The organism is Devosia sp. Root105 (assembly GCF_001424865.1).
In the GTDB taxonomy this organism is placed as follows: Bacteria; Pseudomonadota; Alphaproteobacteria; order Rhizobiales; family Devosiaceae; genus Devosia_A.
This window is the reverse complement of the sequence record NZ_LMCR01000021.1, coordinates 172,292-185,291: the sequence shown is the minus strand read 5'-3', so window position 1 is coordinate 185,291 and position 13,000 is coordinate 172,292. Positions and strand designations below refer to the sequence as shown.

Here is a 13,000-nt window from a genome sequence, read left to right as displayed (position 1 = left end):
AGTTACCCGAAGCCACTCGCTTCGGTCGGTCGTGAAGACTTCAGGAAGCGGCGCCAGCCATGTACCAAGCAGCGGTCTCGGCCAAGCCTCTTTCAAGCGATAACGGTGCGTTCCACCCGAGTTCATGCCGAATTCGCTGGGTGTCAACGACAAGTGAGCCGATCAACCGCTCGATTTCAGACCGTCTTCCTAACATCTGCGCCGCTGTCCGCAGCAGAGCAATGGGCACAGGCACCAGATGCGAGGGCCTATCCATCAAGCGTGCAAGCAGCTGAACAAGCTCAGGCGTGGAGATCGTCTCTGTGTCAGCGACGAGATAGGCACGGTTTGCGGCGCTGGGGTGCTCTAGACCAATCAGGATTGCGTCGGCCAGATTGTGAACACCAACAAAGCTGCGCGCGTTTCGGACCGCGCCAAAGGGCATCGGAAAGCCCGCACGGCACCACTGTAGCAGTTGCAGGAACCGAGCGCCGACGTTAGGTCCATAAATAAGCGGCGCCCGAAGGATGGTCACCTCAAGGCCCGTTCGTTCGGCGACGTGGACGAGGCCCAGCTCCGCCTCCAGTTTTGAGACACCGTACGGTGTCTGCGGATCAAGCCCAGCCGCTTCCCGCAACACCTCGCCGTTTTGTTGGTGCACGGCAACCGAACTCAAAAAAACCAGGCGACGAACTCCGGCGTTTGCGGCCGCGCGTGCTAGTGTCAGTGTTCCTTCGGTGTTGACTTGGCGAAACGCAGAAATTGGATTCGCGCTGGATTCTCTCAGCACATGGGCGCGCCCGGCGAGGTGCACTACTGCGCTACATCCTTCAATGGCCTCCGACCAATCAGTGTCCGAACTTACCGCGATTCGTTGCAGACCTTCCGAGGCATTCCGGTACCCGGTGGCACGCACCGACCAGCCGCTCTGCGAAAGCGCCTTGTGAACAGTGCGCCCAACGAACCCGCTAGCACCCGTCAGTAGTACAGTCCGACCCGACACTAGCCCCACCCCTTGTCCTCAAGCAAAATGAATATCGAAACCGCCGCACGGTATCCCATCGTGATGAAGCCCTCGTTCTGCCGACAACGGGTTAGGACTGGCGCGACCGGTGGTGCGGGGCCGGCGAAACGGCTGCGTCGCATCCACAGGCGTGTTCGAGCGTACTAGGCCAGTGAGTGGCGATCGAGGGACGATTGACCTACTCCGCAGGACTTCCACGACGGGCACCTACTGGGCAGCGAATGAGCGTCCTCCTCCTACAAGGCGGGACCACCAGGCTTTCCTTGGTTCCGTTAGTGCTTCCGGCTCCGGGCCAGTTGCGGCGCAGGTTGCGTCTTCGCGGAGGGCGGGAGAACGGATGGTTCGCCTCTCTTAGTCAGGTGTACGATGAACTCGTCTCGCTCGCAATTCTCGACTGGCGTGCCGATGTCGATGGCAAAGATCCCCAGCGCTGTCAGTCGGCTAAACACATCGACGAAGCTCTCTGGCGTCCAGACAGTGCAATGCACGTCCAGGTAATAGGTCTCGTTGTGAGTGAACACCGCAAAGTCGAGCGCTTGCTGGTCCGCATATTCACGCGGAACCTGTTCGAACACGAGGCCCTGCTCGAACGGTTGGGGGCGCACCCCCACATCCCTGAAAGACTGGCTCAAAAAGTCCATTACCTGGGCAGGAGTTGGGATGGTCCGATTCTCGATCCAGTTTCCGACGAGTTCGCCGAGGGTAGTCTCTCGCCGATAATAGTCCATCGTCCGCCGCTTATCGGGCACGCACAGCGCTAAAACCGCATCTGGACGCATCACAGATAAGATGTCGTTGACCCAGCCGATCACGTTGGGGGCGTGCTCAATTACGTGCGAGGCCACTGCGTAGTCGAAACGCTCGTTCGTGCATTCGCTGAGAGGCACGCCGCGGCTCCACACAAAGTCGACCGCAGGAACTTCACGACCTACCGCCCCGGGGTTTCGAGACGCCTTTTCGCGCAGTATCTCAGTTGAAGCGTAGTCTGTGTAGGCAACGTTGTGCTCCCCCTTCAACAGCAATGGGTTGGAGTATGGTGCCACTTCAAGACCTCGGCCTTCGAGGTTAAGTTGCCCAAGAACCATCTCTGAACGACTAAGCATCAACGGCGCCCCAAAACATATGGGCAGACTTAGGGCACTGCGCGGTCGGCTGCAACAGTCCGGATGAATGTCCACGCCAATGACTCCGGCTAATTCGTCGATCTTCTTACTGGTTTGGACGCAACCGCCCAGACAGATCGGAGTCTCCCATGACTTTTCCCGGGTCCATTTCGTGGTCCGCTCGCCGAGCAGCAGGTCAATTCCATAAGGCCATCCTTGACGCCTAGTCGATCTATGGCGGCGGCCCGCCTAAGATGAAGCATCGATACGCTATCTGTCTTGGGTAGTATTTAGGGGACGCTTGGAAAGCAATGTTTCATATAGATGGTAGTAGCTTCTGGCCATCGTCTCAGAGGTGAAGTTGCTCTTGAACGAGTCCGCGGCGTGATGTCCCATCCTTTGTGCTATCTCGACATTCTGCGACACATACGTCATGGCGCTGGCGAGCGCCGCTGCGTTCGCAGGAGGCACAACAATTCCGGTCACCCCGTCGGTATTAACGAAACTTGTGCCTGTGCCGATTTCGCACGAAATCATCGGCCGCCCGGCCCTCGCCGCCTCAACCAGGGCGACGCCAAACGCCTCGGAGCGCAGGTGCGAAGGAAAGACGAATGCCTTGGATAGTTCGAGCAGTGCCTCTTTGTCCTCGTCGGATACTTTGCCTACGATCTTGGCGTTCGTCAGATCATTATGCCCCAGGTTCTCAACTTCCTCTCTGCCGGCACCTGCGATAACGAGGGGGAGCCCAGAGAGTCTTGCTGCCTCGATCAGAAATTCCAGGCCCTTGTAGTATCGAGGCGCGCCCACGAACAGAAAGAACCCTTCGCCTACGCGCTCGCGCCACCTGGACAAGGTCGCCGAGCTGAAGGCCGGCCTGACTCCGTCGATGCCAAGTGGAATCATCGAAGTTTTGCCGCGGTATCTCTGCAGGACGGGGCTGCTCTCTAGATAGTTCGGCGAGGTGGCAACGATGCAATCGACCCGGTCGAGGAAGCGGTGCATCAGTGGACGATAGAGCGCCAGCAGACGCTCCTGTCGCACGATATCGGAATGATAGGTCACAACGGTCGGGCATTTGGGCGGTTTGAGCAGATGGACGACATCCATCATTGGCCACGGGAAATGAAAGTTGACGATGTCGGCCTTGCTCGACAGCTGCTCGAACTTCTCGACTACCGATAGCGAGAGACCAGTGGATGCCACGTAGAGGTCAAGCTTGGCCTGGTGGGCAAAGTGATGGGCGATCGGCAGCGGTGCGCTGGACGGGTGAGGGCTCAGCGAGAGGACGTCACTGTGCACCCCCAGGGAATAGGTCCCTTCCGCGATGTTCCAGATGACCCGCTCGATTCCAGTGAAACTCTCGGGAAGGTAAGTCTTGAAGAGGTGGAGTACTTTCAGGAGATCACTGCCTTATCGAATCGAAGCTTGCCCATTCAGCGATGCTATGAACGGACGGCCCCGACGCTCGCTAACACTGATGCTATCGGCCCTTTGCCGGCAGCCGAAACCAGATCCCACATTGCTTCAATCGAAGCAATCTCCTCCGCCCTGTGTTGAGGCGTACCGTCAGCCCGTACTTGGATGGAGGCCCAACTGCATGGGTAGTTTACGCGGGCGGATAGGAGAGGTCGAGGCCGCCTTTGCGGGGCGCGTCGTTCACAGACAAGGCCTCCTGATAGGCGGCCACCCTGTCTGGCGTGATGAGTGCTGCTCAGCGGTGGATCGGGGAGAAATTACAGTGTATGGCACGTTCCACGCAGGGGCGGGCGGCAATGTGCCCAGCCCGCTAGTTTGATCGCCCGCTTGGCGGAATGCCAGCGACGCATTCTTAGAACGTTGGAATAAGTTGTGCCGAACATTGGATCAGCGGCCCTGCTGGCTGGCTTCGCGGATCTCGCCCAGGCTTGGGCGAGGCGGGAACTGCCGCTATATTTCGCATGGACCGAGACAATCGCTCGCTATCGTCGCAGTGTGCTCGGACCACTTTGGCTCGTGTTTGGCACAGCAATCGGTGTGACTGGGCTAGGGTTTGTCTGGAGTATCCTTCTGAACTCGGACTTCCAGACTTTCATTCCGTCGCTGACGATCGGTCTGATCGTGTGGCAATTCCTTGCCGGGTGTATCACTGAGTCGTCCGGGGTGTTCGTGCGATCGGCGACCGCGATCACCAATATCAAATCACCAAGTTTCATCTTCTCTATTCAGTTGGTTATTCGTCAGCTGATCAATCTAGCGCACAACATGGTCGTGGTTGTTGTCGTTTTCGCGATCTTTCCGGAGACGCTGTCGCCGTCCGCATTTCTGTCGATTGTTGGCCTGGTGATAGTTGTACTGAATATGCTTCCGGTAATTCAGGTATTTGGACTCCTTGGGGCACGGTATCGCGACCTGGAGCCTCTTATTGCCGCCTTCATGCCCATTATGTTCTTTCTCAGCCCGGTGATCTTCCAAACGCGGCAATTGGGCGACGCACAGGTCCTGCTGGAGTTTAATCCGCTGGCGCATTTGATCCGGATCGTGCGTGACCCAATCATGGGCGAGGTGCCGAGCGCCACCAGCTACATCGTGGTTGTGGCACTTACAGCCGCAGCGTGGCTTCTTGCCCTATGGCTGACGGGCAAGAAGGCGGGCCGTTTGCCCTACTGGGTTTAGGATAGATCATGGCGAACCTAGAACTGTCGGGCGTTTCGGTCGAATACCCCATCTACAACTCATCGAGCATGTCGCTGCGTAACAACCTGATTGCCGTCAGTACGGGGGGGCGTATTGCTCAGCAAAGCCGTCGCATCAAGACGGTAGTGGCGCTCGACAACATTAACCTGGAGCTCAAGAAAGGCGACCGCCTGGCGCTTGTGGGCCATAACGGCGCAGGCAAGACCACTCTGCTGCGGACAATGGCCGGAATATTTCAGCCAACCAGGGGAACCGTGACCGCAAATGGTAAGATTTCGACCGTGTTTGGACTGGGAGCAGGCTTGGACGTCGAACTGACCGGCTACGAGAACATCGTGCGCATGTCCATGCTGCTCGGCTCCAGCTACAGCGACGCGGAGGCCTCAATTGCCAGTATCGAGGCATTCACCGAGTTGGGAGGGTTTTTGTCAATGCCTGTGCGCACTTACTCCGCCGGCATGACGACCCGCCTGCTCTTTGCCGTTGCAACCGCGGTCCATCCCGAAATTCTCATTGTGGATGAAGTTCTTGGCGCGGGTGATGCCGATTTCCAGGAAAAGGCTCAGCGTCGAATGGCCGAGTTCATCGAAAAGGCCAGCATCTTCGTGCTTGCCTCCCATTCCGAGGCCCTGCTCAAGATGTTCTGCAATAAGTTCATGAAAATGGAACATGGCAGGCAGGTGGAGTTTTCTGGAGCGTGATCGGTGTCGATGATGTGAGGAGCAGGTGCACCATGCCGACTTCTCTACCTCAGCGGCATAGGTCGTTGCAGACTGATCAATTCCTTTGTCGACTAAACATGGCGGCAATAAAATAGCTCAGCGGTCACCTTCGTGCCTTTGATGCCTGGACGTAGGCCAAGGCTTGGCTGCGGATGTTGTACGTGCTTTCGTCGCCGAACGGCTTTGTGGGAACCGCCTGAGACATGATCATCTGGGTCTTGGTGGCTAGTTCAAGGTCATTGCCGATGTCAAAGCGGACCACATTGTTGTAAGGGATGAGCTTCATCAGCTCGTCGAACGCAAACGAGGCAGAGGCTAGAACTCGTCCGCAAACGTCCATAGTGATGGAGGCAATGCCCGAACCATCCTGCCCATTCTCATAGTAGGGTAACCACGCGACATCGACTGCACTTGCAACCTGCATAAACTGGTCGTCGCTCAACTCGCCCAGAAAGAATACCCGGCCTCTCAGTAGGCGACTGTTCTTCACTGTCTGCACGAGGGCGGAGAGATAATCGTCCTTGCTACCGTCCGATCTAATCGTCTGAGGATGCTGACGTCCGAAAATTGCTAGCTTGTAGTTCCCGGGGAGCTGACTCAGGGCCTCCAGGGCATCGAAGTGCCCCTTGTTGCGACTGATGTAGCCGAACATCCCGATCAGAACGGCGCCTTTCTCGAGATTGAGGTTGGCCTTGACCTTGTCGAGTGTCGCTGTACTGGACTGAAAACCCTCCTGAACGAGACGCAACGGATGCACGTACACGTTGTCGTAACCGAAGAAGGTGCTGATCTGGCGTTTCGCGCGCTCAGTATGGACAATGGCGGTATGCCCGTTGCGTGCAAGTTCCCTTACGAGCCTGCTGTTTAGTCTGGTGTGTATGCCGGCCTGATAATCCGCCATCAGGCTGTGTAGTGCTGATTTGAGCCTGAGACTCAGCAACTGCTTTATCGCGTTTCGCTTAGCGGTAGGGTTGGGTATGATACGCGGCGAATGCAGAGTTACGCTCGTATTGGGATTGGCCTTCATTAGCTTGCGCAGCCGTTGAAATATATCGCCGGGCAATGTGCCGTAGAGGCCAGCTTCAAGTTGAATGTTCACATAGTCAAACTGTGCCAACCGGCGGCACAGATCATCGACGTGGCGTGTGGCGGCGGCCCTGATTGACGTGTCGATCGACTGCAAGATGGGGAGGTCGAGTTCGACCACCTCAACTTCATAGCCGCTGTATTGCCGAATCGTGTCGTGCAAGATCTTGGTAAAGCTGGCGTTGCCGCAACTTTCCGAGTAGCTGGAAACGATGGCCATTCTTGTCATTTGCGTGCCTTAAGAAAGTTGTTTGCATACCAGTCATAGGTACGCCGCAGGCCGACCGGCAGGTCGATTGCACATGTGAACCCCAGTGCCGTCAGCAACTGGTTGTCGACCACGCGCCTCGGGATCCCAACGGGCTTGTCTGCTTGAAATCGCACTGATTTGACGCCGGCGATGTCCGCGATCGCCTCCGCCACAGTGCGGATCGTGACCGCAGTCCCAGATGAGATATTGACCAAGCTCGGTGCCGGGACGGTCAAGCAATGGAGAACGGCTCGAGCAGCATCTTCTGCATGCAGGAAGTCTCGCTCAGCGGCGCCGTCACCCCAAACCTCGAGGGCCTCTCCATCCTTAGCGCACGAATAGGCCTTTGCGATCAGCGAGGGGATGACGTGGCCGTTGCCGGTGTCAAATCTGTCGCCCTCGCCATACAGATTGGTGAAGATGCCATAGGTGAAACCGATCCCGGCTTCGGATTTCAACAGCCGAAGGTAATTGTAGGCGTGTCGTTTGGCGCTGGCATAACCAAATTCGCCCTGGTGCGGCAAGCCATCAAAAAAGTCCTGCTCACGCAAGGGCATCGTCTTGTAGGGATAAGGGTAAGAGGCCACAGTGCCGGCGAAGAATATATGGGCGGGCGGGAATTTATAGAGGGCCGAAAAAAGGTTGTTGTTAAGCAGTGTATTCTGCTCGATCGACAACATCTGGTTCTTCATATTGCCGGCCAGCCCAAACACGACCGAGGCAAGGTGGATAACCACGTCAGGCCTATTATGCTCGATGAAGCGTAGCACCTTTTCGCCATCAAGCAGGTCCAGTTCGGACCGACTTGGTGTGACGACCTTGCCAATATCGTTCAACCTAAGCTGCCCAAGCAAAGCCTGACCCAGCACACCGCCTGAGCCCGTTACCAGGATTGTGGAATTTGGCCTCAAAGTCGGCAAGGTCACCGAATTATTCCTTAGGAGCGAATTGCATGTAGCCGTGCTGCTTCACCAACTCGTCCTTCTCAGCGGACCTCATGTCCGCATCCATCATCTCATGCACCAGATCGGCAAAGCTCGTCGTGGGTCTCCACCCCAACTTCTCACGTGCCTTCCTGGGGTCCCCGAGCAAGGTTTCGACCTCGGCGGGGCGGAAGTAACGCGGATCAACGGCAACGATGCACTGTCCGGTGTCGGCGTTGTAGCCCTTCTCATCGACCCCGTGACCTTCCCAGCGGATCGGAATATCCAGGTGCGCCGCAGCGCCAACCACGAACTCCCTGACAGAATACTGCTGCCCGGTTGCGATAACGAAATCTTCCGGCCGATCCTGCTGCAGCATGAGCCACTGCATCTCCACGTAGTCGCGAGCATGGCCCCAGTCACGCAGCGCATCGAGATTTCCTAGATAAAGGCAATCCTGCACGCCGAGCTTTATGCGAGCCAGAGCTCGCGTAATCTTGCGTGTAACGAACGTCTCGCCACGAATTGGGGACTCATGATTGAAGAGAATGCCGTTGCAGGCGTAAATCCCGTAAGATTCGCGATAGTTAACCGTAATCCAGTACGCGTAAAGCTTGGCAACGGCATAGGGTGAGCGAGGGTAGAACGGCGTAGTCTCGGTCTGGGGGGTCTCCTGAACTAGTCCGTACAGTTCTGACGTCGAGGCTTGGTAGAACTTGGTCTTCTTCTCTAACCCGAGAATTCGAATAGCTTCCAGAATGCGCAGCGCCCCGAGGCCGTCGGCGTTGGCGGTGTATTCGGGCTCCTCGAAGGAAACTTGCACATGACTCTGTGCCGCAAGGTTATAGATCTCGTCTGGCTGCACGAGTTGGATGATGCGCATCAGACTCGACGAGTCAGTCATGTCGCCATGATGCAGCGTCAAATCTACGCCGGCTTCGTGCGGATCATGATAGAGGTGGTCAATTCGTGCAGTGTTGAAAAGCGATGTTCTGCGCTTTACACCATGGACCGCATAGCCCTTGCTCAATAGCAGTTCAGATAGATAAGCACCGTCCTGGCCAGTTATCCCGGTGATTAGGGCAACCTTCTTGCTCAATCTCGTGTCCTTTGCGTTATTCTCCGGGTGCCAGATCCCCGGCCTTTGGCACTGTGTGGCGCCGAGGCGATCTTGTCCGGTGCCATATCTTGATCGTGCACACATCACAAGAACCAGAGTAGCGGCGGACGACCAAGGAGGCCTCGACGCGCGGGAAGCCCTGCGCAGGCGATGGTAACGCCCGGCCAGCGATATCGTGCCGGCGCGCTCGACGTCGGCCTCGATCATGCCGGTCGGCGAATCGCGGTTCGCTGGGAAGTCGCAGGTCGCAGGCGAGCTATGCGCCGTCACGGCTAACCAGGTGGCGGCGGGTCTCGATGCGGCTGTGGTTGTAGTCCGTCGTGTCGCTGGTTTCGAAAGCGCCGGCCTTCGCGGAGGAAGAAGGCGTGTCTGCCGATTGTCCCTAGGCGCCAGCAGGCCGCGGATCGCTTCGCGCAACAACCGGCCGGCCATCCGCAAACCTCAGTTGAAGTAACTGCCCCGCCAATCCGGCAGTGCCCCTATGGTCTCCCCGGCTTCGTCGAACAGGTGCACGAAGTGCTCCGGGAACCGGATGGAGAGCTTGTCGCCTGCCTTGACGCGGCTGATGCCGCGTAGCGCGAGGGCGAAGGCGTTGTCGGCGCTGTCCTTCGCATGAACGATGGTGCCTGAGCCGAGTACCTCGGTGGTCGTGGCGGTGACTTCGAACGGTCCTTGTCCGAGTTCGGCGTGCTCGGGGCGGATGCCCAGTGTCACCTTGGTTCCGTCGGCGAACGCGAACTGGCGGCCGGGCAGGGGGATCACCGCGCCGGAGGCGAGTTCCACGGCGGCGCCGTCGGCGAGGCGCCGTAGCCTGCCCTGCAGCGTGTTCATCGGTGGGGCGCCGATGAAATGGGCGACGAACAGGTTCCTGGGCTGCGCATAGAGCTCGACCGGGCTGCCGACCTGCTCGATGCGCCCTTCGTTCAGCACGACGATCTGGTCGGCCATGGTCATCGCCTCGACCTGGTCGTGGGTGACGTAGATCATGGTCGAGCCGAGCCGCTGGTGCAGCGCGATCAGCTCGCTGCGCATCTTGATGCGGAGCTCCGCGTCGAGGTTGCTGAGTGGCTCGTCGAACAGGAAGGCCTTGGGCTCCTTGACGATGGCGCGGCCGATGGCGACGCGCTGGCTCTGGCCGCCCGACAGCTGGTTGGGCCGCCGGGCGAGCAGGTGCGTGATCTGCAGGATATCGGCGGCCTTGGCGACGCGCGCCGCGATCTCGGGCTTGGCGAGCCGCTGGTTCTCGAGCCCGAAGCGCAGGTTCTGCTCGACGCTCATATGCGGGTAGAGCGCATAGGACTGGAACACCATGGCCATGCCGCGGGCTGAGGGCAGCAGGTGATCGCAGCGAGCGCCATCGATATGCACCTCGCCGCCGCTCACCTCTTCGAGCCCCGCCATCATCCGCAGCAGCGTGGACTTGCCGCACCCGGAGGGACCGACGAACACCGTGAACGAGCCATCCTTGATGGTGAGGTCGATGCCGTGGATCACTTCCAGCGACTGGAAGCTCTTGGTCACCGATTTGAGCTGGATTTCGGCCATGGGCTTTAGTGGAACTCAGAGGTCGCAACGGGGGCTGGGGCGGCGATGGTCCGGCCATCGACGATGATCTTCGTGTCGGGCTGCAGCGATCCGCCCAGCAGCGCGATACTGACCTCGGCGCCCGAACGGCTGAGCGTCCCGAACGCGGTGCCGGCCGACCAGAACAGCCGGTAGTCGCCCGTGAGTTTCGGCGCAAAGCTCAGCCGCCCCGCCACGAAATCGGCCTCGAGGCCCGAGAAGGCGTTGACCAGCTGCCAGGCCGACATCGAGCGGGCGTAGTAGGAGCCGCATTCGATATCGTTCCACGGGTTGCGGGCCGCGCCGTCGTGCCGGTCGCGCGCTGCGCGGACGATGTCGAGGCCCTCTTTGACGAGCCCGTGCATGATCATGTGCGAGGCGGACATGTATTCGATGCCGGTCCAGACTTCCTCTGCATAAGGCGCGGCGACCATCGGCTGGCGGATGCCGTCGGGATAGGTGGCGATCAAGAGCCCGCCCTCGTCCTCGAAGGCATAGTTGCGGCAGGGGTTGAAGTGATCGGCGAGGCTTGGGCGGAAATTGTTGGCATGAACCGAACGCAACGCCGTCTCGATCTGCCCCTGGTCGAGGAAGCGGCCGATGCCCGCGACTTCGGCGTGCCACTGCCCGAGGATCTGGTCGGAGATACAGCCCTCGCCCACCTGGTACTTGATCTCGCCGAACTCGTCGGACCAGTAGACGTCCATAAAACTGTCGGCGAGGACGCCGGCGGCGCGGCCGACATCGAACGGGGTGAGCACCGACTTGTCGGAAAGGTCGATCTGCTGGATGAACCAGCGGCCGTTGAACAGTTCGCGGTCGATATACTCCGCGCCCGCCTTGCCCATGCGTGCAGTCGCCGCGGAGAGCTCGTCATCGCCGACCACTGCGGCCATCTCCGAGGTGGCGAGCAGCGCCGCCACATACATCGAGCCGAGCCATGAGTTGGGGCCGAACAGCTCCATGTCGAGCGTCTGGTGCTGGCGGCCGGAGAGGATGCCGGTCTGGCCGGGATCCCAGCGGTCGGGGTTGTCCTCGCTCCAGGCGTATTCGATGGCGCGCTTCACCTGCGGCCAGTAGCGCTTCAGCCACTCGGTGTCGCCGCTCAGCTTCCAGTCGCGAAACGTCTTGATGATGGCGCCAAAATGCCCGTCGGCGCAGGGGCCGATAATGTCAAAACCGTTGCCGAGCGGCAGCTTCTGGCGGAAGGTCAGGCCGCCGGATGGCAGCATGTTGTAAGTGAACTCGGTCTCGCGCAGGGTGCGCTCGATCGCCGGGAACAGGTGGGCGAGCGCCTGCTGGTAGTTCCACACATGCGTGCACGAGCCTTCGCACGAGCCGTCATTGGCATGCTGGCCTTCCCAGGCCCAGAGCTCGCCGCCCTCGAGCCGGATCACCGTGGCAGTGCGGAGCAGCGCCAGGGTTGCGCTTGCCGCGTCCTTCACTTCGGCCGGCAGCGTGCTGCCGAACAGCCCGTCGCGGAAGGCGATAGTGCGCCGCTTCAGCTCGTCCCAACGGCTGAGGGCGTCGGTGGCGGTCGCCAGCGAGTCGGCCCATTGCGTAGAGTAATAGTTCGTCCAGGCCGGCGTCGCGCGATCGGGGATGATGCCATCGGGCTTGGGGCGATGAGCCCAGTAGACGTCGCCCTTGGGGAAGTTCCACGAGATGACGAAGCGTACGGTCTTGCGACCGCCCGCCGGCACAGTGATTTTCGCACCCAGCGTCGTGTGCTCGGGCTGGAAGTACATGTGCTTGCTGCGTGGCTTGTCGTAGTGCCGGGTCGGGAGCGGACCGGAACGGGCGAACTCCTTCCAGTAGACGCTCAGATCGTCGAACCACTGCCCGCGGAAGTGATAGTCGGTGTGCTCGACCAGTTCGGCGTCGGTCGCGATCGTCAGGTCGCCGCGCTCGGTTTCCTTGAGCTCGGGGTCATCAGAGGTGAGGTGCATGGCGCTCACGCCGCTCGCCTGCCGGAAGCTGTTCCTGCCGCTGTTCGCGCCATAATTCCCCAGCGTGCCGGCGAGCGTGTAGGTCAGCGCATCAGGGCTGGTATTGACGATCTCGAACTCCAGCATCGCGGCGGGCATCGAGCTGTCGCGATCCTCATGCGGGATGAACGGCGAGAACGCCGTCAGCCGGACGCCGCCGGGAAAACGATCGTCGGAAAACACCAGGTCGGCGGTAGGAAAGCGCCCGTAGAACTCGACATTGCGGAAATGCGGCACGCCGACCAGGGTCTGGCGGTTGGCGCCGTGCCCGAACCCATCGAACATCTTGCGCATCCCCGGCGCGCCGGCCGGGTTGAGATCATAGGGGCCGTTGAGCACGCGGGCATCGACGAGCTGGCCGTCCTTCTCGGCCTTGATGGCGAAGTGCGAGTAGCCGTTATAGCTCTGCAGCGCCGGGCGGTTGCGCAGCGACCAGTCGATCAGCCGGCCGCTGCCCGAGATGGAAAAGCCGCCCGAGCCGATGCCGCCCAGCGGGAAGGCAAGGTAGCGGGAACGCTCGCCGGCATAATGAAAGCGCGCGTCGATAGAGGCGAGATCGTCCCACATAA

At 59.6% G+C, this 13,000-nt stretch carries 10 protein-coding genes; 2 read left to right on the top strand and 8 right to left on the bottom strand.

Annotated elements, in window-relative coordinates:
* Positions 1–40: 40 nt before the first annotated feature.
* The 3 genes from ASC68_RS27670 to ASC68_RS27660 all read right to left on the bottom strand — a co-directional run bounded on the left by ASC68_RS27670 (position 41) and on the right by ASC68_RS27660 (position 3,504).
* Entirely contained in the window at positions 41–982 is a 942-nt protein-coding gene (locus ASC68_RS27670) for an NAD-dependent epimerase/dehydratase family protein (protein WP_082528546.1), read from the bottom strand.
* Positions 983–1,275: 293 nt separating this feature from the next.
* Entirely contained in the window at positions 1,276–2,088 is an 813-nt protein-coding gene (locus ASC68_RS27665) for a methyltransferase domain-containing protein (RefSeq protein ID WP_248310618.1), read from the bottom strand.
* A gap of 288 nt (positions 2,089–2,376) precedes the next feature.
* A complete protein-coding gene (locus ASC68_RS27660) occupies positions 2,377–3,504 on the bottom strand; it encodes a glycosyltransferase (RefSeq protein ID WP_055887687.1) in 1,128 nt (375 codons plus the stop codon).
* Between the two features lie 450 nt (positions 3,505–3,954).
* Here ASC68_RS27660 and ASC68_RS27655 point away from each other — a divergent pair, with 450 nt between their 5' ends.
* Together ASC68_RS27655 and ASC68_RS27650 are read left to right on the top strand one after the other, a co-directional pair.
* Entirely contained in the window at positions 3,955–4,758 is an 804-nt protein-coding gene (locus tag ASC68_RS27655) for an ABC transporter permease (RefSeq protein ID WP_055887684.1), read from the top strand.
* A gap of 8 nt (positions 4,759–4,766) precedes the next feature.
* Positions 4,767–5,480, top strand: coding sequence for an ABC transporter ATP-binding protein (locus ASC68_RS27650; RefSeq protein ID WP_055887681.1), 714 nt, complete (start codon positions 4,767–4,769; stop codon positions 5,478–5,480).
* 124 nt (positions 5,481–5,604) lie between these two features.
* Here the strand turns inward: ASC68_RS27650 and ASC68_RS27645 are convergent, their stop codons facing one another.
* From ASC68_RS27645 to ASC68_RS27625, 5 genes are all read right to left on the bottom strand, one after another.
* The gene (locus tag ASC68_RS27645; RefSeq protein ID WP_055887678.1) at positions 5,605–6,807 is read right to left on the bottom strand and encodes a glycosyltransferase; all 1,203 of its coding nucleotides are present in this window, start codon (positions 6,805–6,807) and stop codon (positions 5,605–5,607) included.
* Between the two features lie 5 nt (positions 6,808–6,812).
* A complete protein-coding gene (locus ASC68_RS27640) occupies positions 6,813–7,763 on the bottom strand; it encodes an NAD-dependent epimerase/dehydratase family protein (RefSeq protein ID WP_082528534.1) in 951 nt (316 codons plus the stop codon).
* A 4-nt stretch (positions 7,764–7,767) separates the two neighbouring features.
* Entirely contained in the window at positions 7,768–8,859 is a 1,092-nt protein-coding gene (gmd, locus tag ASC68_RS27635) for a GDP-mannose 4,6-dehydratase (protein WP_055887671.1), read from the bottom strand.
* A gap of 462 nt (positions 8,860–9,321) precedes the next feature.
* A complete protein-coding gene (gene ugpC, locus ASC68_RS27630; protein ID WP_055887668.1) occupies positions 9,322–10,425 on the bottom strand; it encodes a sn-glycerol-3-phosphate ABC transporter ATP-binding protein UgpC in 1,104 nt (367 codons plus the stop codon).
* A gap of 5 nt (positions 10,426–10,430) precedes the next feature.
* Positions 10,431–12,998, bottom strand: a complete 2,568-nt coding sequence (locus ASC68_RS27625; RefSeq protein WP_055887663.1) for a GH116 family glycosyl-hydrolase — start codon at positions 12,996–12,998, stop codon at positions 10,431–10,433.
* Between the last annotated feature and the right edge of the window lie 2 nt (positions 12,999–13,000).